Below are 24,055 nucleotides of genomic sequence, written 5' to 3'. Positions count from 1 at the left end.
TGATACATATGAAAAAAGTCTTTTTTTATACTTTTGTATTTTGTTTGATTGTCTTAATTGTTTATCTGTTTTTACAGCCACGTATAACTTTTGTAGATAAAGAAATTCATTTAGCATTATATCAGGAAGTTGAACCGCTACAATATATTGAAAAACTTTCACATATCGAAGAAGATGAAATCAAGATTGATAATCAAGTTGATAATAGTCAACTTGGTCAATATAAAATAGTCTATTCTTATCATCAAAAAGTTTTTACTTTAATTGTTTATGTTGATGATATGTTACCTCCACAATTTGAAACACAAAATAAGACAATTTTGAAAGATGAAACAATATCTGCAAAAGAATTGGTTAAAAACATTCGTGATGATTCTAAAACAGAAGTTTATTTTCAACAAAATTATACTTTTCATGAAGTGAAAACTTATAAAGTTGTAGTTGTTGTGGAAGATAGTTATGGAAATAAATCAGAGAAAAGTGCCTATGTACAAGTTCAGGCAAAAGATGAACAGCCACCAGTAGTGAGTGGTTTGACACCCATTACATTATTGATTGGAGATGAAATTGATTTAAAAAAAGATGTCATTGTTAAAGATGATCATGATGATTCACCAGTATTAACCATTGATGATTCTAAACTGAATATTCGTAAAATTGGTGAATATGAAGTTTATTATCATGTTAAGGATCAATCGGGTAATGAGGATACATTTATAAGAAAGATTGAAGTTTTAAGTCAATATGATAATCGTGAAGCTTTAAGTGATGGGAAGAAAACGTGTTATTTAACCTTTGATGATGGTCCATCATCAAATACCAAAGAAATTCTAGAAATTCTAGATCAATATCATATTAAAGCAACTTTTTTTGTGACAGGAACCTCCCCTAAAGATTTTCATTATATTAAAGAAGCATATCAAAAAGGGCATACAATAGGATTGCACACATATAGTCATGATTATGAATATATTTATAGTTCTTTAAAAAATTATATAAGTGATTTAAATAAAATTAAGGATGTTGTTTATCAACAAATTGGGAAGAATGTGAATTTTATACGTTTTCCAGGTGGTTCCAGTAATCTTGTTTCTAAGAAATATAATGATGGTATCATGACACGTTTAACAAAAAAGGTTATTGATTTAGGATATCAATATTATGATTGGACTTCTATTAATGGTGATGGAGAAGGGATTAAAACGGTAGATGGTCTTAAAAAGAAAGCTATTGAAGAAATTGGGAATCGAGAAGATATTATGTTTTTGATGCATGATAGTGGAACACAAGAAAATACTGTCAAGGCACTGCCAGATATTTTAGATTATCTCATTGAGCAGGGATATGTTTTTCAGGTATTAGATGAAACTTCTCCAACGTTTCATCATCATGTTCAAAATTAAGAGATTTGTTTGTTATTATGTCAAAGAGTTTAGACTAAAAATAAATAAAATCGAGATAAAAACATCTCTTTGTTGTATAATAGACAAGAGGTGTTTTTATGCTTTTAAATGAACAACAATATCAACATGCATTCAATTTACTGTGTCATCCAGAACAGAAAAGTTTATTTTTATTAGAATTTGAACAATGGTTTGAGCAGGTTTTTCAATTAAAACTTTATGATTTTATTTATGATCAGACACATGATAATCAATCCAGATTGAAACTTATATTATGGAATCATGATGATCAACAAAAAATGAAGAATGGTATAAATTTTGATGAAACAAAGCAACAGAAAATTCGTGAACAATTCTTATTACTTTGTCAAAAACATCATATATCTACAAAGTGTCCTTCGATTATCAGTTATGATACATTGGAAGATGAAATAAGAAAAAGAATTTTAAACCAGGTACAAAAAGAAATACAAAATATTCATAGACCATATATATGGAAAATCAAAATTATTTTTGATCAAGTTCATGTTTTCTATAAAACAGATGAGCAATGTGAAGCTTGCCAGCAAACTGGTATATCTCAAGAAATCAATCAAAAAATCTTAGACATAGTCAAGCCATTGGATTCATTTCATGTTTTTCATGATAATTTTTCGTGTGTTTTTACCAGTCAACAGACATTAAATGAAAAATATGATGGGAAAATGTTTAATTATACAAGATAGTTTTATTAAAAATTCAAGTTATTTTTCATTGAATTTCAAGTAAATTGATGAAAAAATAAAAGTAAAATAAAGGAGGATGAACGATGTTAAGAAAAGATTTTTTATGGGGTGGGGCAGTCACTGCTCATCAAAGTGAAGGAGCTTATCAGGAAGGAGGAAAAGTTCCAGCTGTCTGTGATTTAACTGTAACAGGTGATTTCTCAGATTTTAAAGATGGTATTGATAGTTATCATAGATATAAAGAAGATTTTGACTTATTTCAAGAAATGGGATTTAATGCTTATCGTTTTTCTATAGACTGGTCTAGATTGATGAGTGATGAAAATACTTATAATGAAGCAGGTTTCCAATTTTATGATGAATTTATTGATGCCTTAAAAGAAAGAGGAATGGAACCTATTCCAACTTTATATCATTTTGAAATGCCAGTTTATTTACAAGAAAAATATAATGGTTTTGCGAATAGAAAAGTTGTTGATATTTTTGTAGAATTATGCAAAAAAATTGTAGATCGATATAATGATAAAGTTAATTATTGGATTATTTTTAATGAACAAAATGGAATTCTTCAAAAAGGACCTAAAATGTTTTTTGGTGGAGTATGTCCTGAAGGGATGAACCCACAAACATTTGATAATCAAATTATGCATAATACTTTGATTGCACATAGCTTAGTTAATGATTATATTCATCAAAAAGGTGGGAAAGTCATGGGAATGGCAACTGTTGTTCAAAGTTACCCTGAAACTTGTCATCCTTTAGATACACTTGAAAGTATGAAAGCACAAAGTGAAGCTTATGTTTTCTTAGATGTTTTTGCAAGAGGACATTATAATTCTTATTACTATGCAAATATGAAAAATGAAGGAACAATGCCTGAAATTCTTGATGGAGATTTTGATATTTTAAAATTAGGAAAAACTGATTATTTATCTATCAGTTACTATATGTCTACAATTTCTCATTATGGAGAACAAAGTTTAACAAATGTCAATGATGTTGTAATTAAGAAAAATCCATATTTGGAAATGTCTGATTTTGGATGGTCAATTGATCCTGTTGGATTAAGAATTACTTTACGTCAATTATACGATCGTTATGAAATGCCTATCTATGTAGTTGAAAATGGCTTTGGTTGTGATGATGAAATCAATGAAAATGGTGAAATCATTGATGATTATCGTATAGATTATATGCGTAAGCATATTGAAGAAATGAAAAAAGCAGTTGAAGAAGGTGTGGATTGTCGAGGATATCTTGTCTGGGGACCAGTTGATATTTTAAGCAGCCGTGCTAATATGAATAAAAGATATGGGATGATTTATGTCAATCGTAAAAATAATGATTTAAAAGATATGAAAAGAATGAAGAAAAAATCTTTTGATTGGTACAAACATGTCATTGAAACAAATGGAGAAGAATTATAAAAAAGCCATGTTATAACTGATATGGTAACCGCCCTTAACAGTATTTTATTAAGGGCGGACATCATATCATAACGACATGGTTTTTTCTATTTGATAATGATATACTATAAAAGATAAAAACAATTATAAAATATTTTTAAAAAGATATAATGAAAATAATAATGAGAATAAGAGGAATTAAAGATGAAGGTAACAATGAGAGATATCGCTGAAAAATTGAATATTTCGATTAATGCTGTATCCATTGCTTTAAATGATAAACCAGGTGTGAGTGATCAAATGCGTTTGCTTATTTTACGTACGGCTGATGAAATGGGATATATTAATGAAAAGCGAAAATATTTATCTGTTTTTTCTAGATCAAATATATGTATTATGATGCAAAGTTATTATGCAGATGCAGGCCATTTTTATTCCATTGTTTTAAAATCTATTGTAGAAGAGGCTAAGATTTTAGGCTATTCTTCCATTATGCACTATTTTGAAGATGCCAATATGGATATCCCTGAATGTATTTTAGAAAGAAAAGTAGCAGGTATTTTGATTGTTGGAAAAATCTCTTCTGGAAATCTAAAAACATTAAAAAATACAGGAATACCAATTGTATTAGTTGATTTTACTTCATTGTATGATGCTTGTGATTGTATACTCACTCATAATAAACAAGGTGGGTATATGATTACAAACTATGTTATTCAAAAAGGATACAAAAAGATTGGCTTTTTTGGTGATTTGAACTATTCTTTGAGTTTTCAAGATCGCTTTATAGGATATAAGGAAGCGCTTATTCATCATCATTTGATCAATGGGTATTGTGATGAACAATATATTCATAAATATTCTTTTTTAGAAAATATTGAAAAGTACATTCTTCACCATCAGATAGATTGTATTGTATCTCTTTTACAATCGAAAGAATTACCTGAAGTACTTGTTTGTGCTAATGATTCAAATGCTTTTATAGTTATACAGGCCTTAACAAAATTAGGTTTGAAAGTTCCTGATGATATTGGAGTAACAGGATTTGATGACATACCTTTAGCACAAAAAATGATTCCCCCTTTAACAACATTACAAGTTCAAAAAGAAAGTATGGGAAAAGAGGCTGTACACAGACTGGTTGATCGTATTCAAAGAAAGGATTATATTCCAACCACAGAGTTATTAAGTGTTCATATTATTGAAAGATTATCTGTGAAGTAAATGAATTATCTATATTTATAGAGAATCTTTAAGATTTTGAATAGCCTGATTCAGACGTTTCAATGTTTCTTTTTTTCCGAATATGTGGACTAGTTCAACGGCACCACCAGCACTAGAACGTTTATGAGTTAAGGCAGCTCTGACAGGTTCCATGACTTGACCATTTTTCATACCATTTTCTTTAGCAAGATTGATAAAGAATTGAAGAATATTTTCATCATTTTGAAAATCTGATATTTCATGCAAATGGTTTTGTACTAATAAGAGAGCATTGAGTGATTTTTCAGGATTTGTTTTAAATTTTTTATGAGAATAGACTTGAATATCAAATGGATATGCCTGATTGATAAAGTCTAATGTTTCTTGAATGATTGCATCATTGACCTGAAGTAAACGAGGTTGTAGGACACGAGAGACTTCTAATAAATGAACAGATTGATGAATAAAAGAATAGTGTGGTAATAAAAGTTTATGAAAATCCTGCAAAGGCATATTGCGTAAATACATACCATTGATCCATTTTAATTTTTCTATATCAAAAATAGCAGGAGCTTTAGAAATATGATGAATATCAAATTGTTCAATCAATTCATTTAAAGATAAGATTTCACAACCTTCAGGAGCCCATCCTAAAAGTGCAATATAATTCATAATAGCTTCAGTTAAAAAACCATGATTTTTTAAATCATAATAAGATGCATCACCATCACGTTTACTTAATTTATGTGTTTCATCTTTATTGACGGTAGGAAGGTGAATATAAGTGGGGATATCCCAACCTAATGTCTGATAAATCAGATTATATTTAGGAGTGCTGGAAAGATATTCATTTCCTCTTACAACATGAGTGATGTGCATGAGATGATCATCAATAACATTTGCAAAATTATATGTAGGATAGCCATCACTTTTAATGAGAATACCTTCATTTAAGGTTTTGTTTTCAACTTCAATATGTCCATAGACTTCATCATCAAAAGTCGTTATACCTGTTTGAGGAATGGTTTGTCTAATAACATAAGGAGTACCATTTTGAATCTTTTGTTGAATTTCTTCATCACTTAAATGAATACAAGGATCTTGTTCTTGGATTTCATCTGAACAAAAACAATAATGAGCACCACCTTTACGAATTAATTCTTGAGCATAATGATGATAAATATCTAATCTTTGTGATTGGATATAAGGTCCATAAGGACCACCCATTTGAGGACCTTCATCATAATGTAGACCTGTTTCTTCTAAAGTCTGATATATCAATTGACTGGCATTACTGACTTCTCTTTTTTGATCAGTATCTTCAATTCTTAAAATAAAATCTCCATTATTCTTTTTGGCGATTAAATAACAATATAAAGCTGTTCTTAAATTACCAATATGCATGTAACCAGTAGGACTAGGTGCAAAACGTGTGCGTATTTTCATTTTTTTCTTTACTCCTTTAAAAAAAAGATATATAATAGATTTTGTGATTGGGGTATAGCCAAGTGGTAAGGCATCAGACTCTGAATCTGACATTTCCTTGGTTCGAATCCAAGTACCCCAGCCATAAAGTTATCAAAGAATCATTCGTGATTCTTTTTTTTAATTATAAATGATATGAGTGTCAAATCTCATTTCATATAGATTGATTTTATAATCTCTATTCTTTATTATATGAGTAAAAAATTATTTTCGCAATGAAATATACATATTATCATTTTAGTATTTATAGATGTTTTAAAGATCAATGATTAAAATCTGGACCCTTCAATTATTTAAAGTCCTATTGTCGTAGTTCTCTTTCTCTTTGAGTATTTTTATTTACTCATATAGTTCCCACTTCTAGTGTGCCACAAAGAATGATAATGTAAATTAAAAGAATGATAAAATACGTCAATTGAAAAATGAAATTTTATTCCTAGACGATATTATGATTGAAGGAATATTTTTAATGTATTTTTGAACGTCAATTAAGTTGCTTTTATATTTATATAAATAATCATCATAAATAAGAAGTCATAAACTATGTTTTTTCTAAATGAGTGTCGTAAATTAATATGTAAATTTTTAATTTTAACTACTTTTAATATAGACTTAAAAATATTTTTTCAATTCTTTTTAATTTAATTGGATATATACTAATGATATTATAATAAATACAGTTTCTAAATATGTGGATAAAAAAGATTTTTCCTTGATATTCAATGTCATATGTTTTATCTCTCATTTAAGAGTATATTTTTCTTTGATATTATGGTATATTATAAGCAGAGGTGATATTCATGGATTCTAAATTGAATGTAAATGATTTTCCAACTTCTAATGGTATTTCTAAAATACCTACAGATTTATTAACAAAAATGATAAAAATTTATAATGATAGTATTGATGAAGAATTTGAGAATAGAACTTTAGAAAAATATAAGCTCATCAAAGAAGGAAAAATAAAAACACATACTGAAGAAGAATTTTTTACTATTTTGGAAGAATCAGGGCTTTAATGTGTATAAGGTTATTGTTTCTGCAGAAGTCAGTATGTTTTTATTAGAAAATAGAATGAGAATCAAAGATGAATTACAGGAAAAAATAAATGTTTTAAAAGAAAATCCTAGATTATATCCAGTTATTCATAACAATGATATTGTAAGGTCGTTTTATATAAGTTCACTAGCTTTTTCGTATATTATAGATGATAATAATAAACTAATAACAATTACTGAAGCTGAATTTATTAAATCATCATTAAAATTGAAAGTAAAATAATATGTTAGGGGTTGTTTTTCAACTCCTTTTATTTTTTATATTTAAAAATCAGTAGATATAAAAATATATTATTATTAAAATTAAGATAATAATATGTGAATATATCTGTATATATTGAATATGTACGGACAAAAATGCATACTAGGGATAAAATGTGAGGAGATGTAATATGATGAGAGAAGAACGAATTGAATTAAGAGTCAGTAAAGAAGAGAAAAAAATAATGAATGATGCATTAGAAAATGATATGAGCATGATTGATTATATATTGAGATGTGTTAATGCTCAAAGATGCTGTATAAATAATAATAGTATAAAGTTAGATAACACAAAAGATATTATCGAATGCATAATGGATCTTGATGATATTGCTAGTGAAAAAATGATGAACGATCAAGACGCATGTTGAAAAGATTGGGGGGGGGATTTAGAATGTCTATTATAATTGTGATGAGCATAAACAAGTAGTCATAAACTATGTTTTTTTTCTAAATAAGTGTCGTATGAGTGTCGCGGGTACTTTTAAAATGAAAAAAAGTCCATTTTATCGGACTTTTTTGATTTCTACTGGTAGTCCGTAGGGGTTTCGAACCCCTGAATGCTAGGATGAGAACCTAGTGTGTTGACCACTTCACCAACGGACCATTTTTGACTATACTATAAGTATAGCACTCTCAAATAAAGTGTAAAGAATTTTTTTGAAATAAATGCAATAAAATGATTTATAAAAGTATTAATATAATAGAGATATTTTATGAGAAATAAATATGAAATAAGATTGTGATATGTCTATTTGAATGATATAATGAAGTCGAAAAATTTTTTGAAATTGTTTTGATATTAACGATATAAATGTGTATAATCTCATTAAAAAGAGAAATAGTGTCATAAATATTGATTAGATATATATAAATAAGTAGAAAGGAAATAAACACATGGCAGAAGTAATTGCGATTGATGGTGGATATAAATTAAATGGAACAGTAAGAATTAGCGGAGCAAAGAATGCAACAGTAGCATTGATTCCAGCAGCAGTTTTGTCAGATGGACCAGTAGAAATATTAGGAGTCCCAGAAATTTCAGATGTTGCAGCTTTAGCTACACTTTTAAGAGAATTAAAATGTGATGTAGAAATAGATGGAGAACGTATTAAAGTAGATCCAACTCATATGGAAGATATACCTTTAGTAAGTGATGCAGTGAACAAGTTAAGAGCTTCTTATTATTTTATGGGAGCATTACTAGGAAAATATAAAAGAGTCAAAATTAAAATGCCTGGAGGATGTTATTTAGGACCACGTCCTATTGATCTTCATTTAAAAGGATTTGAAGCTTTAGGAGCAAAAATCACATATGAAGATGATACGTATTTATTAGAAGCAGAAGAATTAGTAGGAAATTCTATTTATTTAGATTTTGCTTCTGTTGGAGCAACAATCAACATTATGTTGGCAGCAGTGCGTGCTCAAGGAAAAACAGTCATTGAAAATGCAGCGAAAGAACCTGAAATTATTGATGTTGCCAATTTGCTTACAAAAATGGGAGCAAAAATCAGAGGTGTAGGAACGGATACAATTACGATTGATGGAGTTGATCATTTGAGTGGAACTTTTCATGAAATCATTCCTGATCGTATTGAAGCTGGAACATTCTTGATTATTGCTGCAGCGGCGGGTGAAAAGGTTATTGTTCAAAATATTATTCCTCAACACTTAGAAGCTTTAATTTCAAAGTTAAAAGAAATGGGAATTAAAATGGATGTTGTAGGAGATAGTATTGTTGTTTATGGTCGAGATGATGCTTTAAAACCAGTTAATGTTAAAACGCAGATTTATCCTGGTTTTGCGACAGATTTACAACAACCTTTAACAACACTTTTAACACAGGCTCAAGGTGATTCGCATGTGAAAGAAACGATTTATATTGAACGTTTTAAACATTGTCCACAGCTTAATAAAATGGGAGCTCATATTGATTTAGAAGAAGCTGCCAGTGTGATTCATGGTCCAACACCATTGCATGGAACAAGAGTTGAGGCTACTGATTTAAGATGTGGTGCAGCTTTGGTTATTGCTGGACTTATTGCTGAAGGAAGAACTGAAATTACAAACGTTTATCATATTGATCGTGGTTATGATAACATTGATCATAAATTAATTACATTAGGTGCTCATATTACAAGATATCATATTGATGAATAAAAAATAAAAAAACTATTGTTTTTATCGTCAAGAAATGATATTATAATTGAGCAACTTACTTTGAAGTAGCAAATATTTCAAGGCGGAAGGAGAAATGAAAAATGAAAAAAGGAATTCATCCAGATTATAAAAAAGTAAAAGTCGTTTGTACTTCTTGTGGTGCTGAATTTGAAACTGGATCAGTATTAAACGAAATTCGTGTTGATACATGTTCAAATTGTCATCCATTCTATACAGGAAAACAAAGATTTGCTAGTGCTGATGGACGTGTAGAAAAATTCAATAAAAAATACGGACTTAAATAAAAAGAACCTGCTTACGCAGGTTTTTCTTTTTCACTATTATTTATTTTTATGTTCACCTTTCTTATATAAAGCAACAATAATATCAGCCACTTCTTCAATACCAAAATCACTATTGATAGTTAAATCAAAATTCTTTAATTGACCCCATTTTTTAGTCGTATAATAATTATAATAATTACTTCTTGCTTTATCTTTTTTCATAACAAATTTTTTATAATCTTCGTGTTTTTCTTTATAGTCTTCTTTAACACGTCTTACTCTTGATTCAAATGGTGCATGAACAAAGACAGTTAAAACATCATCAAAATCTTCTAGAATATAATCAGCGCAACCACTGACAATAATACATGTATCATTTTCAGCAATATGACGGATGATTTTAGACTGCATTGCAAAAACCTGATCGTTTAATGGTAGGGTAAAAGCAGTTGAAGAAAGAGTATACATAAAACTTGATGATTTTTCTTCAGAAACTTTACGAATTGTATCAACATCAAATCCCAATTCTCTGGCAGCAAGATCTATAATTTCATTATCGTAATAAAAGATTCCTAATTTTTCTGCAACACGTTGTGCAATTAAACGACCACCAGATCCGTATTCTCTTGCAATAGTAATAATTCTAGGCATAAAATACCCCTCCTTTGATACTACTATTTTATCACATTTTTAATTTCTTGTTAAATTTTTCATATATGAAAAAGTTGTTTTTTTATGGTTGAATTTGTATAATAGAATCACAAAGGAGTTGAACTATGGAATTTCATGTTTTAGCAAGTGGATCAAAAGGTAATGCTACATTTATTTATGATCAGCAATGTGGGATATTGATTGATTGTGGTATTACTAGAAAACAACTTTTATTTAAATTAAATCAGTTAGGATTTCATGAAGAAGATATTACTTATGTCTTTTTAACACATGATCATTATGATCATAATAAAAATATTCATATTTTTGATACAGGAAAAATTTATAGTGCTAAAAAGAATATTAAGGATTTAGATGAATATCACACATTAGAACCTTATACGCATCGTCAATTCGGTGTCTTTGATGTTTTAACATTGAGAACATCACATGATGCCAGTGATCCTATTGGATTTGTGATTTCCAGTCAGAATGAAAAGTTATTATATATGACTGATACGGGTTATGTGTCACAAAAAAATCGTCAATATATGCAAAATTTAGATTACTATATCATTGAAAGTAATCATGACATTGAAATGTTGATGGCGACAAAAAGACCGATGTTTTTAAAGAATAGAATTCTTAATGATAAAGGACATTTAAATAATGAATATAGTGCGCATTTAATGTGTGAAATGATAGGGGACAATACAAAAGAAATAGTATTAGCTCATTTATCACAGGAAGCAAATACAAAAGAAAAAGCTCTTGCAACATATGAACAAATATTTGCTAAGGAAAATATTGCTTTTTCAAATATAAAAGTAGCAAGTCAAATTGACGTTGTATCAGGAGGAAACTATGAAAATTAAATTGATTTGTGTTGGAAAATTAAAAGAAAAATATTTATATGATGGAATCAAAGAATATTTAAAAAGAATATCAGCTTATTCAGATATTGAAGTGATTGAAGTTGCAGATGAAAGAATACCTGACAATCCTTCATTAGCTGAAGAAACAATTGTAAAATCTAAAGAAGGAAGACGTATTTTAGATAAAGTTAAACAAGATGATTATATGATTTTATTAGATGTTCAAGGTAAAGAATTAGATTCAATTCAATTTGCTGAACGTATTGAAGATTGTATGATTAATGGAAAAAGTACGATTGATTTTGTCATTGGTGGATCATTGGGACATGGAGAAGATGTACTAACAAGAGCCAATGCACGTATTAGCTTTTCACAAATGACTTTTCCACATCAATTAATGCGTTTGATTTTAGTTGAACAGATTTATCGTGCATTTAAAATTATAAGACATGAAACATATCATAAATAACCGCATTTGATGTGGCTATTTTTTTACAATATATTTATAATAAAAATGATGCTTGTTTATTGTGTAAAGCTATAGAATGTTCATAAAAGTGGATGAATATGAAATTTTTATATGACTGATAGTTATGAATTGATAGTCAAAGAAATAAAGAGTAAAATAAATATAGAAAGAATAACAGTGGGAGTCTGAAAATAATGATTTTGAGTAGTACATATGAGAGTTAATAATGATTCAGTATATGTTCATCAAGTCTCTATTTTGAAAATAAGGCTTTTTAAGTAGTAAGAAAAGTTTAGAGTTGTATAAATAAAAAAGTGAAAAGGTATTGTTTTAATCCAAAGATTGGAAGTTTTGTTGATGAAGCTATAAATCATGGTGCATAGGAGTGATGCTTATGACAATTATTTGGTATTTTATTATTATGGGAATTTGTTTGGTGACTATTTTTGTTTATTATCGTAAAAATAATAAAATCTATAATGAAAATTATATGTCAGAAGGCATAGGACTAGGAATATGTGCTGGAGCCTTATTATTTCGTGATTTAGGTGTTGCTTTAGGAATTAGTTTAGGAATGATGATTGGACTGACAATAGGAATGTTCATAAAAAAAGAGAAAAAGAGATAAAGGAGAATGTTATTATGAAATTGGTTATTGAAAAAGATTTGAAAGCAATGAGTGAGAGTGCTATGTATATTTTGCTTGGAGCTATGCTGCAAGATAAGAGGGTGAATATTTCTTTAACTTCTGGTAGAACTCCACGTATGTTATATAAGATGATGATTCCACTCATTAAAGATCAAGAAAAATTTAAAGATATTGAATATTATTTATTTGATGAAAATCCATATATAGGCGAAAAATATGGAACAAACTGGGCTGAGATGAAAGAAATGTTTTTTGAACCAGCACATATTTCCAAAGAACATATCCACCGTATTTCATTAGATAACTGGCAGGATTATGATTGGCAGATTAGACAGGCTGGAGGCATAGATGTGATGGTGCTTGGGCTTGGACATGATGGCCATTTTTGTGGTAACTGTCCACGTTGTACGCAGTTTGACAGTTACACTTACTGTATGGAATATAAAGATAAATTAGCAGTGAATCCAACTTATGGTGAAAGACCTCGACAACCTTATACGATTACAATGGGAGCTAAAAGTTTAATGCGTGTTAAACATTTAGTGATGATTGTAGATGGTCAAGAAAAAGCAGAGATATTCAAGCGTTTTATAGAAGAACCAATCAGTCAAGAAGTTCCTGCAACGATTTTGAAACTTCATCCTAATTTTACAGTGATTTGTGATGAGGCAGCAGCATCATTGTTATCTAAAAATAAAGATTTAAGATTGTAAAAGCGATAGAAAATATCGCTTTTTTGCATGAAAAAAAGACATCTCAAGGATGTCTAATATAAACGACGGCAAGTATACCATTCATTTTGCCAATAACTATAACTTAAATTAGCGACTTGGACAGGCTGCCCCGTAGATGGTGCATGAACCATTTGGTTGTTTCCAATATAAATACCTACATGGTGAACACCACTGGCTTGTCCATTACTACTAAAGAGAATAATATCGCCTGCTTGTAATTCACTTCTTGATATACCTGTTCCAGCATTGATGAGTGAACCAGTATAATGGATACGTCCTAAGTTGACTCCTGCCTGATAGTGTGACCAATTGACTAATCCAGAACAATCAAATTGTGTCCAATTAGGATTTTGAATACTGCTCCAACTGTGTCCACCACCCCATACATACATGTAACCTTGACGTGATAAAGCTTTATTTGCAATGGCTAAACCAAGTTCTTCACTAGATGTTAAGCTGTCACCAGGCGTTGTATTGTTGTTGTTTTCCTGATTATTGTTGTTATTGTTTTCATTGTTATTATTGTTATCTTCTTTTTCATCATTTTGATTTGAATTGCTTTGATTAGATTCATTTTGATCTTCACTTGGCTTTTGTGTTGATTGAGAACCAGATGGAGAAGAAGGCTTTTTATTTGGTGTTGCCTGTGTGACATTATTGACCTTTGAAGCATTTGATGCCTTTTGAATGGCTGCTAAATTCTTTTGGATAGTTTCAATAGATTCTTGATTTGCTGCTGCTTCAGAATTATTGTTGGCAATTGTTTTATTTTGTTCAGTCAGTTTAGCCTGGAATGTTTTTTGTAGACTAGCCTGTTCTTTTTTGTCAGCTTCTAAAGAATCCTTTAGATTTTTTAAAGTTGTTTCTTGCTTTTCAACTTCTTTTAAATTTTCATTAATTTGAGCAATCAATTCATTATCATAATTTGTAATTTCTTTGATATTAATGACACGACTCATAAAATCAGAAAAAGTGTCTGCTCCAAAAATATAAGTTGTAAAGATATGAGAATTTAAAGTTGTTTGCATACTATACAAACGTTCTTGAAGTTGTTCACTTTGTTTTTCAACTTCTTTTTTGAGTTTATCTATACTATCTTGAACATAGTTAAGCTCACTTTGAGCTGATTCTATTTTGGTATCAATTTGTGAAATTTGATCAGCAATTTTTGCAAGATCATCTTTTGTATCTTCAGCTTCTTTTTTAGCCTGAGAAGCTTCTTGTTTTAATTCTTTATTTTTTTCATATAAATAACTATTAAACTCTTTACATGTTGTTTGCTGATTGCTCGTTAATTTTGAAGAAGAACATAATTTAATATATTTGGATTCTTGACCTTCAAAATCAGTAGCATTGACTATATATGTTGATGCCAAAGCACAAGCCAGCATACTTAATGATAAAAGAGAGGCGACAATTTTCTTTTTCATCACAAGAGATTCCTCCTTTATTGCTATAATTCTATAATCTATTCTAAAGCATTTTTGGAAACTGTCAAATAAAATCAAGGAATTCTTATTGGAATATTATGGGAATTCATGTGATTATAACTATAAATTTTAAAAAAAGAAGCTCCTAAGAGCTTCTGACTACTATTGTTGATGGTTTGCAATCACACGTTTGGCAACATGTTCAGGAGCAAATTCATATCCCAAAAATTCCATATCAAAGAAGCCTTGACCTTGTGTCATTGCTCGTAAATCAACAGCATAATTCATGACTTCTTCTTGTGGGGCTTCAGCTGTAATCTTAATTAAACCATCTTCTAAGATTTCACTTCCCATCACACGTGCACGTTTTTTATTGAAATGTCCCATAATATCTCCCGTAAATTGTTCATCAATATAAACGTGTAAAGTCATGAATGGTTCTAATAAAGCTGGTTTTGCTTTTTCCATAGCTTCTTTAAAACACATAATTGTAGCTGTTTTAAATGCCATTTCAGAAGAATCGACACTGTGATATGAACCATCAATCAAAGTGGCTTTAATACCTAAAACAGGGTACTGTGCCAAAATACCATGTTTTGTTGCTTCTACTAAACCTTTTTCTACAGCAGGGAAATAAGCTTTAGGAACGGCTCCACCAAAGATTTTTTCTTCAAAGACAAAAGGAACAGTATAATCATGTAAAGGTTCAAATGTCATTTCAACATCACCATATTGTCCATGTCCACCTGATTGTTTCTTATATTTATATCTTTGTGTCACTTGACCACGAATTGTTTCTCGATAAGGAATAATAATATTATCTAAAGTGACATCAATCTTAAATCTTTCTTTTAATTTAGAAACAACACTATCAATATGAATATCACCAATACCATAAATACATTGTTGTTTTGTTTCTGGATTGTTTTCAAATTTTAATGTTTTATCTTCTTCTAGAAGTTTATTAATAGCATTTGTAATTTTTTCTTCATTAGCCTTACCTACAGGTTTAATAGCTTTACCATAGTATGGTTTTGAAAATAAAATAGTTTCATAAGTCATACGATAATCTAAAGTACATAAAGTATCATTCGTTTGTGTATATGATAATTTAGATAAAGCACCAATATCCCCAGCATAGAGGCAATCTGTTTCAATCAAATCTTTACCTTTCATCACATAAAGTTTATTGATCTTTTCAGCTTCTTTTTTCTGTACATTAAATAATGTGATACCTGTACGAATAGAACCTGTACAAACTTTAAATAAAGAAATACGACCAACAAAAGGATCAGCAATTGTTTTAAAAACAAATAGGGATGGAGCTAAAGATTCATCATAACCAATCAAATCATCTTCATCCGTTTCTTCATTATGCACAACCATAGAATTAACCATATCTCCAGCAGCACTAAAGAATGCCACCATAGAATTTAAAATGATTTGAATACCAATTTGATTTGTTCCACATAAAACAGGAATCAATGTTTTATTCATAACACCTTGACGTAATGCCCAAGAAATTTCCTCTTTTGTAAAAGGTTCTTCATTAATATATTTTTCTAATAATTCATCATTGGTATTCGCGACAGCTTCGTCAATCATGTTTTTAATAGGTGTTATTTCGTCCCACATATTATCAGGAATAGGACAAGGATGAGTCTGTTCACCATCAAAATAACGACCTTCCATTTTCGCAACATTGACATAACCTACCATTTTATGACCTTCCATGATTGGCACTTGAATCGGTGCAATAGCTTTACCATAAGTCATTTTTAAATCTTCAAGTTTTTGATGATAGGCAGCATTAGGGTAATCTAAGCCACTAATATAAATCATTTTAGCTTTGTCATAAGCTTTATGCATTGCTTCCTTAGTACCAACACTAATACCTTCTGTAGCAGGTACAACAATTAATGCACTTTCAGCAACCTTTAAAGCCGCTTCTACTTCACCGATAAAATCAAAAGAACCAGGCGTATCTAACAAATTGATTTTACAGTTGTTCCATTCAAGAGGAATAACAGATAATCCTACAGAAGAATGTCTTTTGATTTCTTCAGGTGAATAATCACTAAGGGTATTCCCGTCTTCAATTCTTCCAATACGATTTGTTAAACCAGCACGATAAGCCATGGCTTCAATCACACTGGTTTTGCCACTCCCAGAGTGACCTAACACAACGACATTTCCAATTTCGTTTGAGTGATAAGCTCTCATTATCATCACGCTCCTTTAATATTTTTTTGGAATATCTTTCTTTCATTTTAACATATTTATAATTTAATGAAAACGGTTACAGCATAATTATAGTGAAATTTATTGAAAAAGATGTTATGATAGTGTCAGGAGGATAAAACATGGAAGTAGGACTGATTATTATATTGTTTTTGTCAAATGCTTTAGCATTGGACTGTCTTTATAATCATAGAATTAAAACCACGGGAGCTTTACTGATTCTCAATCTATGTTTAACTGTCGCTTTAGCATATCAATTTGAACAAATGAATAAAATAGTACATCTATTATTAGGTTTAATAGCATTAATTGTTTTATTTTTTGGTATAAAATTTTATTTACAAAAGAAAAAAGAACAAACAATACAGAAAAATGATCGAATGATTGAAGAGAAAGAGGATAAGTTATGAAAACGATTGATTTTGAAATTGAAATGGAAAATGGAGAAGTAATGTCTGGTGAATTATATCCTGAGATTGCGCCTCGTACTGTGAAGAATTTTGTTGACCTGATTGAAAGCCACTTTTATGATGGATTGATTTTCCATCGTGTCATTGCTGGCTTTATGATTCAAGGTGGAGGATATGATAAAGATATGCATATTCATGAAACACCAGCGATTAAAGGTGAATTTAAAAGCAATGGTATTGATAATCCTTTATTACATACAAGAGGAGTGCTTTCCATGGCACGTACGATGATTAAGGATTCTGCCAGCTCACAGTTTTTTATCATGCATGAAGATGCACCTCATTTAGATGGGGAGTATGCAGCTTTTGGAAAAATCACAAAAGGGAAACATGTGATTGATGAAATCGCTAATGTCCCAACAGATGCTCGTGATTGTCCAATTGAACCTGTTGTGATTAAGACAATGAGGTTAATTTAATATGAAATTATTTTATTTAAAGAATTGTCCATATTGTCGTCAGGCATTAGCCTGGATACAAGAATTGTATCAGCAGGATGCAAAGTATCAACGTATTCCTTTAGAAATGATTGAAGAAAGTGAACAGAGTGAATTGGCTGATACTTATGATTATTATTATGTTCCTTGTTTTTTTGAAGGAACAAAGAAATTACATGAAGGCGCTATAACAAAAGAGGCGATTCAAAAGATATTTGATGACTATTTAAGGGAGGAAAACAAATGAGAATATTAGTAACAGGTGGCGCAGGATATATTGGAAGCCACACAGTTGTAGAATTGATGCAGGAAGGACATGAGGTTGTCATTGTAGATAACTTTTATAATTCTAAACCTGAAGCATTAGATAACATTGCAAAAATCACTGGAAAAAGACCTGCTTTTTATGAAGTAGATTGTTGTGATTTAGAAGCAATGGAAAAAGTTTTTCAAGATAATCAAATTGATGGGGCTATTCATTTTGCTGGGTATAAGGCAGTGGGTGAATCAGTTCAAAAACCAATGGAATATTATCAAAACAATTTATTAAGTACACTTGTTTTATGTCAATTGTTAAGAAAATATAATTGTAAAAATTTGATTTTCTCATCAAGTGCAACTGTTTATGGAAATCCTCACACAGTTCCTATTCAAGAAGATTTCCCACTAGGACCAACAACAAATCCATATGGAACAACAAAATTAATGATTGAAAATATATTAAGAGATATTTATATTTCAGATCATGAATGGAATATTGTTTTATTAAGATATTTTAATCCTATTGGTGCACATGAAAGTGGATTATTAGGAGAAGATCCAAATGGTATACCAAATAACTTAGTTCCATATATTTCTAAAGTTGCAGTAGGAGAATTAGAATGCTTAGGTGTTTTTGGAAATGATTATGATACACCTGATGGAACAGGAGTCAGAGATTATATTCATGTTGTCGATTTAGCCAAAGGACATGTGAAAGCTTTAAAGAAACTTGTTGGTGATCATGGTGTTTATACTTATAATTTAGGAACTGGTCATGGTTATAGTGTTTTAGATATTGTGAAAGCTTATGAAAAAGCGAACAATGTAACAATCAATTATGAAATCAAACCAAGACGTGCTGGAGATATTGCAACTTGTTATGCTGATCCAACAAAAGCAAGAGAAGAACTTGATTGGGTAGCTGAAAAAACATTAGAAGATATGTGCAAAGATGCCTATAACTTTATTACTCATAACAAAAAATAAAGAATAGATGTTGAAGCTGTTGACTATATATGTTAACAGCTTTTTTGATGAAATGATATATTTATGAAACATTGAATGAAAAATGATATACTGAAAGTAGAGAGGTGATTGATAATGAAAAAGACTTTAAAAAAGATTTATATTTTGATATTTCCTGTTTTTTACTTGATGTTGATGTTATATTATCAATACATTCGTTATGATATATTGACTTTTATATCACAGCATAATTATCTTTTGACTATCACATGGATATTTATAGGATTAGGGATTATGACATCAATTTGGAATGGAATGTTGTTGATGGATAAAAATGATAGGAAGATGGATGTTATATGTTTGATAGTTTGGTTTATATTGATTGTTGCGGGTTTTATTTGCTTATTTATATTGCCAGAAGTTTATCCTCCAAAGATTTATTATATGCTAATAGATGGAATCCCTTTTCTTTTTTTCCTTATAGGAAATATGATGAGTTTATTAGGATATAATTTATCTTATATCCTAATGAAGAAATAAAGAGTAATCTCAAATCTAATTATTTTAAAACATTGATATAAAAAAATACAACAATGACTAAAATGTTAGTCGTTGTTGTATTTTTTATTTTTTTGCACCACAAATACTGCAATATTGATAATCTACATATTCCTCATAATAGCCCTGATCTTCTTGATGAGAACCAACTTCTACTTTTTCTGTTTTTGTGACATTTTGATAGTTACCGTAATAAACGCCGTTATATAAACCATTTTCATCGGCATTTTTCATACCTTCGCTTATAATGTTTTTCAAATCATCCTGAGTAAATCCATCTTCAAACCAATAAGTAGGACCATTTGCAATATATGTTGGTTGTCCTAATTCGTTTGTTCCATTATAAGTGTAAAATTTTGCTCCACGAATTGTTTGTGTTTCGTAGTCTGTGACAGTCACCATTTTAGAAACCCATCTTTTTGATTTATGGTCTTTCCATACATGTTCATGGGTTGATGATGAACTTTGGTTTGTAGAAGAACTTTTATTGGTTGTTGTCTTTTGTGAGCTTTTTGAAGTTGATTGTGTTTGAGAATTCTTTTTTGATGTTTGTGTTTGAGTATCTTTATTTGTTTCTTTTGTTTTTGATGCTGAATCATTTGAAGATTCTTGATTTTGTGATGAGTTGTTATCAGATTTTATGGTTGCTGTGTCTTGTTCTTGTTTTGAATCATCTGATTGTTGATTGGCAACAACTGTCTGACTCTCTGCTTTTTTTGCGACTGTTTGATTTTTTGAAAAGAAAAAGATACAAAGACAAAATATGATGATGAAAATAATTACTGCAATTATGATCATGGTTCTCTTTTTATTTGTGACAGGTAATTTGAAATTCATATGAAAACTCCTTTCATCTTTTTTGCTTTTTTATTATAGCACAAAATCATACGATTTATCATGAATTATAATGTTATGTAAAAATAAAGGAAAGAAATAGTAAAATGATTGTCTGTTAAAAATGACTATGATACGATGAAAGTAGGAAAAAGGAGGGAGTATGATGGATAAAAATGTTATTGAGGTTAAGCAACTATCAAAAAGTTTTCAGAAGACAGTTGCTTTACAAGGATGTGATTTTTCAGTTCGAAAAGGGGAAATTTTTGGTTTTTTAGGTCCTTCAGGAGCTGGAAAGACAACAACGATTAAATTATTGACGGGACAGTTAAAAAGTGATGGAGGAGATATTCAGATACTAGGGGAGAAGCCTTTTTCTTCAAAAATAAAAAGTCAAATAGGGATTATGAGTGATAATAGTGGATTATATGAAAAGATGAGTGTTTATGATAATTTACTGTTATTCGCAAAAATCTATGATATTGATAAAAGCTGTATTGAAAAAGTCTTAGAAGAAGTTGATTTATTAGATGCTAAAAAGCAATTGGTTAGTCAATTATCAAAAGGAATGAAACAACGATTAATCTTTGCTAGAACCATTATTCATTCACCATCTCTTCTGTTTTTGGATGAACCAACAGCAAATTTAGATCCCTCAACTGCTAATGAGGTAAGGGAAATTATCAAGAAACTTAATGCGAAAGGGACGACTGTCTTTTTAACAACTCATAATATGGAAGAAGCAGATGAAATGTGTCATCGTGTTGCATTTTTGAATCATGGACACATTATTGAAAGTGGACATCCTGGAGATTTGAAACTTAAATATTCTAAAAAACAGATTCGTATGAAAACAAGTCAAGAAGACTATACGATTCCTTTAGATCCAAAACTTTTAAAACAGGAATTGGAACATATTGATGAACTATTAATGATTCATTCCATTGAACCAACTTTAAAAGAAGTTTTTTTAACATTGACTAAGGAGGAATCATGATGAATATACGTATTTGTAAAGCTTTGTTTATGAAGGATTTAAAGAATTGCTTCGTTAATAAAAATGTTTTTTTAATGTTGGCTTTGCCAGTTTTATTTGGTGTGATGTATAAATTTTTATTAGGGGATATTCTTAAGGGAGCTACAGGGAGTTTTGTTATTGTTATGTGTATTATTATGACAATTTCTATTGTTCCACTGAATGTTTTAGCCAATATGGTTGCTGAAGAGAAAGAAAAACATACTTTACGTTCTTTAATGTTGGCTAATGTCAGTGCAACTGATTTCTTATTGAGTAAAGCTTTTGTTGCACTGGTTTTGATGTTGATTGATGGCATTCTTATTTTCCTGGTTTGTCAGGAGCCAATGGAGTATTTTGGATATTTCCTTATCTTTTATGTTTTATCATCTTTAAGTGTCTTGTTTTTTGGAGCACTGGTAGGTCTACTTTCTAAAGATCAGATGAGTGCTGGAACATTGAGTTCTCCGTTGATGATTTTATTAATGTTGCCACCTATGTTCAGTCAGCTTAATGAAATGATTGAAAAGATTGCAGTTATTTTTCCAACAACATCTTTCCAAACGCTTTATTTACAATTGTCAGTTCAACAACCCTTCTTTAATCAGGAGACAGTGATAGCTATAATTGTCTGTATAGTATGGATTCTATTAGGGGTGATAGCTTTCATGTATGGTTATAAGAAAAAAGGATTGGATGATTAGAGAAATCTCATATTGATTTCTCTTTTTTTCATTTTTATAAAATGATAAAATAGAAAAAAAGAGGTGGTTATATGGTGAGAAAACATTTCATTTTTAAAGGGCGTGTACAAGGGGTTGGATTTCGTATTACATTTTACCAACAGGCGACACGTTTGCATTTAACAGGTTGGGTTAGAAATTTAAGTAATGGTGATGTGGAAGCATGCTTACAAGGAGAACTTTCTTTGATTCAGCAGGTTATTGACTATATGCATAGTATTCGCTATATTCGAATAGAACAATGTGAAGTTGAAGATTTGGCAGTTTTAGAGAATGAAAAAAGTTTTGAAATGAAATATTAGCGTTAGCGATTATTTTCTTGAGGTGAAATGAAAAACTAAATTCCACTTTGTATATTTAAATTCAACTCTTCTTGTGGGAGTTGAATTTCAAATTGCAAAGTGATTTTTTGTATTATAAAAATCACCTTCAGATATTGATTTTTGACACATCAGGTCTTAAAATGAACTTGTAAGAAGCAATTTGACTTGTTTTTGAGAGTATAGTAAAGCCAGGGTCAAATTTTCTGTTTTTTTTGCAAAGCAAAATTCCACCCCTGATGGTCTTATTTATCTGTACATTATGGGTATCCCTGTGTTTTGTTTATGCTTTATCTTTGAGATAAGAGCGACTGAGTCAGATTGATCTTATCTGGGTCAATATGTTCGATTCCAAAGTAGCTTGCAACTTCTTTGGAAAACAGCAAAGCGAAGACAAAGAGTGGGGTTTTGTCATTCAGCTTTGGACGAGCATACGAATTAATGTGAGACATCATTAAATTGATGTCTTTTTGCGTATAAGGATCAAATGGTTTTCCTTTGGGTGCGATTCTTCTTATAAATTCATGATTGACTTCACAGTCACCTTTTTCAAACGGAGAGCTGGGGTGACAGTAAAACATATATGTTCTTCTGTTTCCATCTTCATCAAATTCAATGGCTTCTGGATTGGAGAACTCAGGTCCGTTATCTGTGAGAATGACAGGGAAAAGCTTCATGAACATATCTCTTCCAAGATGGTTGTAAAGGGGCTGTAACGAAATAAATATTCGTAAAGTTACCTAAAAAAGAAAACGACAATGATTATCTTTAATGATTATCATTGTCGTTTTTGGTATAATTAGATTATGGAATCTTTAAATTTTATGCAATCTAATTACACTGATAATTATAACGCAATTCAGTTATCTTTGCCACTAGATTTGGGTATAAAAATTAATTCTGACGATGAGGTTGTTTCTTTCTTAAAGGCGCTGGAAGGAGTGAATCTTAAGAAATATCTAAAAAGAGATGAGCGTCGTGGTAGAAAGGGATATGATAACGTATTGCTTCTTAAGGCTGTTCTCTTTGCTAGAATGGTCAGTGACTGTGATGTAAGAAATCTGGAATCTTTATGTAAGCATGATATTAGATTCATGTATATCATGCAGGAGGCAACTCCTAGCCATATGGCTTTTGAACGATTCATGAAGAATTATCTTATTGATGATATTGACCATATCTTTTTTGATATAGTCAACAATATCTGTAATCTCATGAATGTTGACAAATCAATTCAATATATTGATGGTACCAAAATAGAAGCCAATGCAAACAAATATTCCTTTGTATATAAGGCAAGAATCCTCAATGCAAGAATGAAACTGTTTTCTAAGATAACAGATTCAATCATTCAGATGAACATGGAAAGAGGATTTGACTTTCCATATCATTATTTTTACTGTGCACAGGAGAT

The 24,055-nt window shown here is 30.1% G+C and carries 28 protein-coding genes and 2 tRNA genes; 23 read left to right on the top strand and 7 right to left on the bottom strand.

Annotation, left to right across the window (positions count from 1 at the left end; all coding sequences use genetic code 11):
* Window positions 1-8: 8 nt before the first annotated feature.
* From B5E87_RS10110 to B5E87_RS10095, 4 genes are all read left to right on the top strand, one after another.
* A complete protein-coding gene (locus B5E87_RS10110) occupies window positions 9-1,403 on the top strand; it encodes a polysaccharide deacetylase family protein (RefSeq protein ID WP_087244808.1) in 1,395 nt (464 codons plus the stop codon).
* Between the two features lie 98 nt (window positions 1,404-1,501).
* Window positions 1,502-2,128, top strand: a complete 627-nt coding sequence (locus B5E87_RS10105; RefSeq protein ID WP_087244807.1) for a hypothetical protein — start codon at window positions 1,502-1,504, stop codon at window positions 2,126-2,128.
* A gap of 83 nt (window positions 2,129-2,211) precedes the next feature.
* Window positions 2,212-3,555, top strand: a complete 1,344-nt coding sequence (locus tag B5E87_RS10100; RefSeq protein WP_087244806.1) for a glycoside hydrolase family 1 protein — start codon at window positions 2,212-2,214, stop codon at window positions 3,553-3,555.
* 183 nt (window positions 3,556-3,738) lie between these two features.
* Window positions 3,739-4,758 carry a LacI family DNA-binding transcriptional regulator gene (locus tag B5E87_RS10095; RefSeq protein WP_087244805.1) on the top strand — a complete coding sequence of 340 codons (1,020 nt, stop codon included), beginning with the start codon at window positions 3,739-3,741 and terminating at the stop codon, window positions 4,756-4,758.
* Window positions 4,759-4,773: 15 nt separating this feature from the next.
* On the opposite strand, the gene gltX is transcribed toward B5E87_RS10095, so the two are convergent.
* Window positions 4,774-6,183, bottom strand: a complete 1,410-nt coding sequence (gene gltX / locus B5E87_RS10090) for a glutamate--tRNA ligase (RefSeq protein WP_087244804.1) — start codon at window positions 6,181-6,183, stop codon at window positions 4,774-4,776.
* Window positions 6,184-6,231: 48 nt separating this feature from the next.
* Between gltX and B5E87_RS10085 the strand changes: the two genes are divergently transcribed.
* From B5E87_RS10085 to B5E87_RS10070, 4 genes are all read left to right on the top strand, one after another.
* Window positions 6,232-6,307, top strand: a tRNA-Gln gene (locus tag B5E87_RS10085).
* Window positions 6,308-7,022: 715 nt separating this feature from the next.
* Window positions 7,023-7,241: a hypothetical protein gene (locus B5E87_RS10080; protein WP_087244803.1), complete on the top strand. Its 219-nt coding sequence runs from the start codon at window positions 7,023-7,025 to the stop codon at window positions 7,239-7,241.
* 1 nt (window position 7,242) lies between these two features.
* Complete coding sequence (locus tag B5E87_RS10075) at window positions 7,243-7,503, top strand: hypothetical protein (RefSeq protein WP_087244802.1); 261 nt, start codon at window positions 7,243-7,245, stop codon at window positions 7,501-7,503.
* Window positions 7,504-7,675: 172 nt separating this feature from the next.
* The gene (locus B5E87_RS10070; protein WP_143746901.1) at window positions 7,676-7,912 is read left to right on the top strand and encodes a hypothetical protein; all 237 of its coding nucleotides are present in this window, start codon (window positions 7,676-7,678) and stop codon (window positions 7,910-7,912) included.
* A gap of 159 nt (window positions 7,913-8,071) precedes the next feature.
* Here the strand turns inward: B5E87_RS10070 and B5E87_RS10065 are convergent.
* A tRNA-Glu gene (locus B5E87_RS10065) sits at window positions 8,072-8,147 on the bottom strand.
* Window positions 8,148-8,438: 291 nt separating this feature from the next.
* Between B5E87_RS10065 and B5E87_RS10060 the strand changes: the two genes are divergently transcribed.
* Both B5E87_RS10060 and rpmE read left to right on the top strand, forming a co-directional pair.
* The gene (locus tag B5E87_RS10060; protein ID WP_087244800.1) at window positions 8,439-9,704 is read left to right on the top strand and encodes a UDP-N-acetylglucosamine 1-carboxyvinyltransferase; all 1,266 of its coding nucleotides are present in this window, start codon (window positions 8,439-8,441) and stop codon (window positions 9,702-9,704) included.
* A 101-nt stretch (window positions 9,705-9,805) separates the two neighbouring features.
* Complete coding sequence (gene rpmE / locus B5E87_RS10055; RefSeq protein ID WP_087244799.1) at window positions 9,806-10,009, top strand: 50S ribosomal protein L31; 204 nt, start codon at window positions 9,806-9,808, stop codon at window positions 10,007-10,009.
* A 36-nt stretch (window positions 10,010-10,045) separates the two neighbouring features.
* Here the strand turns inward: rpmE and B5E87_RS10050 are convergent, their stop codons facing one another.
* Window positions 10,046-10,639, bottom strand: coding sequence for a cytidylate kinase-like family protein (locus tag B5E87_RS10050; protein WP_087244798.1), 594 nt, complete (start codon window positions 10,637-10,639; stop codon window positions 10,046-10,048).
* Between the two features lie 125 nt (window positions 10,640-10,764).
* On the opposite strand from B5E87_RS10050, the gene B5E87_RS10045 reads away from it, so the two are divergent.
* The 4 genes from B5E87_RS10045 (at window position 10,765) to B5E87_RS10030 (ending at window position 13,345) form a co-directional block, all read left to right on the top strand.
* Window positions 10,765-11,514 (top strand): MBL fold metallo-hydrolase, encoded by a 750-nt coding sequence (locus B5E87_RS10045; RefSeq protein WP_087244797.1) that lies wholly within the window; start codon window positions 10,765-10,767, stop codon window positions 11,512-11,514.
* Window positions 11,504-11,983 (top strand): 23S rRNA (pseudouridine(1915)-N(3))-methyltransferase RlmH, encoded by a 480-nt coding sequence (rlmH, locus tag B5E87_RS10040; RefSeq protein WP_087244796.1) that lies wholly within the window; start codon window positions 11,504-11,506, stop codon window positions 11,981-11,983. Before B5E87_RS10045 ends, rlmH begins: the two co-directional genes overlap by 11 nt.
* Before the next feature lie 394 nt (window positions 11,984-12,377).
* Window positions 12,378-12,611, top strand: a complete 234-nt coding sequence (locus B5E87_RS10035) for a hypothetical protein (RefSeq protein ID WP_087244795.1) — start codon at window positions 12,378-12,380, stop codon at window positions 12,609-12,611.
* Between the two features lie 14 nt (window positions 12,612-12,625).
* Window positions 12,626-13,345 carry a glucosamine-6-phosphate deaminase gene (locus B5E87_RS10030; RefSeq protein WP_087244794.1) on the top strand — a complete coding sequence of 240 codons (720 nt, stop codon included), beginning with the start codon at window positions 12,626-12,628 and terminating at the stop codon, window positions 13,343-13,345.
* A gap of 53 nt (window positions 13,346-13,398) precedes the next feature.
* On the opposite strand, the gene B5E87_RS10025 is transcribed toward B5E87_RS10030, so the two are convergent.
* The gene (locus tag B5E87_RS10025) at window positions 13,399-14,796 is read right to left on the bottom strand and encodes a C40 family peptidase (protein WP_158095598.1); all 1,398 of its coding nucleotides are present in this window, start codon (window positions 14,794-14,796) and stop codon (window positions 13,399-13,401) included.
* Window positions 14,797-14,958: 162 nt separating this feature from the next.
* Window positions 14,959-17,019, bottom strand: coding sequence for an elongation factor G (locus tag B5E87_RS10020; RefSeq protein WP_087244792.1), 2,061 nt, complete (start codon window positions 17,017-17,019; stop codon window positions 14,959-14,961).
* Window positions 17,020-17,159: 140 nt separating this feature from the next.
* Between B5E87_RS10020 and B5E87_RS10015 the strand changes: the two genes are divergently transcribed.
* The 5 genes from B5E87_RS10015 (at window position 17,160) to B5E87_RS09995 (ending at window position 19,711) form a co-directional block, all read left to right on the top strand.
* The gene (locus B5E87_RS10015) at window positions 17,160-17,447 is read left to right on the top strand and encodes a hypothetical protein (protein ID WP_087244791.1); all 288 of its coding nucleotides are present in this window, start codon (window positions 17,160-17,162) and stop codon (window positions 17,445-17,447) included.
* On the top strand, window positions 17,444-17,926 hold the full coding sequence (locus B5E87_RS10010) for a peptidylprolyl isomerase (RefSeq protein WP_087244790.1): 483 nt from the start codon (window positions 17,444-17,446) through the stop codon (window positions 17,924-17,926). Before B5E87_RS10015 ends, B5E87_RS10010 begins: the two co-directional genes overlap by 4 nt.
* Window position 17,927: 1 nt before the next feature.
* Complete coding sequence (locus B5E87_RS10005) at window positions 17,928-18,191, top strand: thioredoxin domain-containing protein (protein WP_087244789.1); 264 nt, start codon at window positions 17,928-17,930, stop codon at window positions 18,189-18,191.
* Window positions 18,188-19,192 carry a UDP-glucose 4-epimerase GalE gene (gene galE, locus B5E87_RS10000; RefSeq protein WP_087244788.1) on the top strand — a complete coding sequence of 335 codons (1,005 nt, stop codon included), beginning with the start codon at window positions 18,188-18,190 and terminating at the stop codon, window positions 19,190-19,192. Before B5E87_RS10005 ends, galE begins: the two co-directional genes overlap by 4 nt.
* Window positions 19,193-19,306: 114 nt before the next feature.
* Window positions 19,307-19,711, top strand: a complete 405-nt coding sequence (locus B5E87_RS09995; RefSeq protein ID WP_087244787.1) for a hypothetical protein — start codon at window positions 19,307-19,309, stop codon at window positions 19,709-19,711.
* 84 nt (window positions 19,712-19,795) lie between these two features.
* On the opposite strand, the gene B5E87_RS15275 is transcribed toward B5E87_RS09995, so the two are convergent.
* Entirely contained in the window at window positions 19,796-20,566 is a 771-nt protein-coding gene (locus tag B5E87_RS15275) for a hypothetical protein (protein ID WP_204209681.1), read from the bottom strand.
* A 163-nt stretch (window positions 20,567-20,729) separates the two neighbouring features.
* Here B5E87_RS15275 and B5E87_RS09985 point away from each other — a divergent pair, with 163 nt between their 5' ends.
* The 3 genes from B5E87_RS09985 (at window position 20,730) to B5E87_RS09975 (ending at window position 22,623) form a co-directional block, all read left to right on the top strand.
* Window positions 20,730-21,560 carry an ABC transporter ATP-binding protein gene (locus B5E87_RS09985; RefSeq protein WP_087244786.1) on the top strand — a complete coding sequence of 277 codons (831 nt, stop codon included), beginning with the start codon at window positions 20,730-20,732 and terminating at the stop codon, window positions 21,558-21,560.
* Window positions 21,560-22,282 carry an ABC transporter permease gene (locus tag B5E87_RS09980; RefSeq protein WP_224759477.1) on the top strand — a complete coding sequence of 241 codons (723 nt, stop codon included), beginning with the start codon at window positions 21,560-21,562 and terminating at the stop codon, window positions 22,280-22,282. Before B5E87_RS09985 ends, B5E87_RS09980 begins: the two co-directional genes overlap by 1 nt.
* A gap of 71 nt (window positions 22,283-22,353) precedes the next feature.
* Window positions 22,354-22,623 (top strand): acylphosphatase, encoded by a 270-nt coding sequence (locus B5E87_RS09975; RefSeq protein WP_087244784.1) that lies wholly within the window; start codon window positions 22,354-22,356, stop codon window positions 22,621-22,623.
* Window positions 22,624-22,931: 308 nt separating this feature from the next.
* Here the strand turns inward: B5E87_RS09975 and B5E87_RS09970 are convergent, their stop codons facing one another.
* Window positions 22,932-23,324: a hypothetical protein gene (locus B5E87_RS09970; RefSeq protein ID WP_143746900.1), complete on the bottom strand. Its 393-nt coding sequence runs from the start codon at window positions 23,322-23,324 to the stop codon at window positions 22,932-22,934.
* Window positions 23,325-23,447: 123 nt separating this feature from the next.
* On the opposite strand from B5E87_RS09970, the gene B5E87_RS09965 reads away from it, so the two are divergent.
* Window positions 23,448-24,055, top strand: a 608-nt coding sequence (locus B5E87_RS09965) for a transposase (protein ID WP_143746899.1), incomplete at its 3' end; no start/stop codon positions are given.

The organism is Massilimicrobiota sp. An142 (genome assembly GCF_002160725.1).
GTDB classification, from domain to species: domain Bacteria; phylum Bacillota_I; class Bacilli_A; order Erysipelotrichales; family Coprobacillaceae; genus Allocoprobacillus; species Allocoprobacillus merdigallinarum.
The sequence above is the reverse complement of the archived record's forward strand: the minus strand, read 5'-3'. Positions and strand labels throughout refer to the sequence as shown.

Excerpts from the sequence above, each read along its gene's own strand:
- B5E87_RS10110 (WP_087244808.1), top strand. The coding sequence starts at position 9 with ATGAAAAAAGTCTTTTTTTATACTTTTGTATTTTGTTTGATTGTCTTA.
- B5E87_RS10105 (WP_087244807.1), top strand. The coding sequence starts at position 1,502 with ATGCTTTTAAATGAACAACAATATCAACATGCATTCAATTTACTGTGT.
- B5E87_RS10100 (WP_087244806.1), top strand. The coding sequence starts at position 2,212 with ATGTTAAGAAAAGATTTTTTATGGGGTGGGGCAGTCACTGCTCATCAA.
- B5E87_RS10095 (WP_087244805.1), top strand. The coding sequence starts at position 3,739 with ATGAAGGTAACAATGAGAGATATCGCTGAAAAATTGAATATTTCGATT.
- gltX (WP_087244804.1), bottom strand. The coding sequence starts at position 6,183 with ATGAAAATACGCACACGTTTTGCACCTAGTCCTACTGGTTACATGCAT.
- B5E87_RS10080 (WP_087244803.1), top strand. The coding sequence starts at position 7,023 with ATGGATTCTAAATTGAATGTAAATGATTTTCCAACTTCTAATGGTATT.
- B5E87_RS10070 (WP_143746901.1), top strand. The coding sequence starts at position 7,676 with ATGAGAGAAGAACGAATTGAATTAAGAGTCAGTAAAGAAGAGAAAAAA.
- B5E87_RS10060 (WP_087244800.1), top strand. The coding sequence starts at position 8,439 with ATGGCAGAAGTAATTGCGATTGATGGTGGATATAAATTAAATGGAACA.
- rpmE (WP_087244799.1), top strand. The coding sequence starts at position 9,806 with ATGAAAAAAGGAATTCATCCAGATTATAAAAAAGTAAAAGTCGTTTGT.
- B5E87_RS10050 (WP_087244798.1), bottom strand. The coding sequence starts at position 10,639 with ATGCCTAGAATTATTACTATTGCAAGAGAATACGGATCTGGTGGTCGT.
- B5E87_RS10045 (WP_087244797.1), top strand. The coding sequence starts at position 10,765 with ATGGAATTTCATGTTTTAGCAAGTGGATCAAAAGGTAATGCTACATTT.
- rlmH (WP_087244796.1), top strand. The coding sequence starts at position 11,504 with ATGAAAATTAAATTGATTTGTGTTGGAAAATTAAAAGAAAAATATTTA.
- B5E87_RS10035 (WP_087244795.1), top strand. The coding sequence starts at position 12,378 with ATGACAATTATTTGGTATTTTATTATTATGGGAATTTGTTTGGTGACT.
- B5E87_RS10030 (WP_087244794.1), top strand. The coding sequence starts at position 12,626 with ATGAAATTGGTTATTGAAAAAGATTTGAAAGCAATGAGTGAGAGTGCT.
- B5E87_RS10025 (WP_158095598.1), bottom strand. The coding sequence starts at position 14,796 with ATGAAAAAGAAAATTGTCGCCTCTCTTTTATCATTAAGTATGCTGGCT.
- B5E87_RS10020 (WP_087244792.1), bottom strand. The coding sequence starts at position 17,019 with ATGAGAGCTTATCACTCAAACGAAATTGGAAATGTCGTTGTGTTAGGT.
- B5E87_RS10015 (WP_087244791.1), top strand. The coding sequence starts at position 17,160 with ATGGAAGTAGGACTGATTATTATATTGTTTTTGTCAAATGCTTTAGCA.
- B5E87_RS10010 (WP_087244790.1), top strand. The coding sequence starts at position 17,444 with ATGAAAACGATTGATTTTGAAATTGAAATGGAAAATGGAGAAGTAATG.
- B5E87_RS10005 (WP_087244789.1), top strand. The coding sequence starts at position 17,928 with ATGAAATTATTTTATTTAAAGAATTGTCCATATTGTCGTCAGGCATTA.
- galE (WP_087244788.1), top strand. The coding sequence starts at position 18,188 with ATGAGAATATTAGTAACAGGTGGCGCAGGATATATTGGAAGCCACACA.
- B5E87_RS09995 (WP_087244787.1), top strand. The coding sequence starts at position 19,307 with ATGAAAAAGACTTTAAAAAAGATTTATATTTTGATATTTCCTGTTTTT.
- B5E87_RS15275 (WP_204209681.1), bottom strand. The coding sequence starts at position 20,566 with ATGAATTTCAAATTACCTGTCACAAATAAAAAGAGAACCATGATCATA.
- B5E87_RS09985 (WP_087244786.1), top strand. The coding sequence starts at position 20,730 with ATGGATAAAAATGTTATTGAGGTTAAGCAACTATCAAAAAGTTTTCAG.
- B5E87_RS09980 (WP_224759477.1), top strand. The coding sequence starts at position 21,560 with ATGAATATACGTATTTGTAAAGCTTTGTTTATGAAGGATTTAAAGAAT.
- B5E87_RS09975 (WP_087244784.1), top strand. The coding sequence starts at position 22,354 with ATGGTGAGAAAACATTTCATTTTTAAAGGGCGTGTACAAGGGGTTGGA.
- B5E87_RS09970 (WP_143746900.1), bottom strand. The coding sequence starts at position 23,324 with ATGTTCATGAAGCTTTTCCCTGTCATTCTCACAGATAACGGACCTGAG.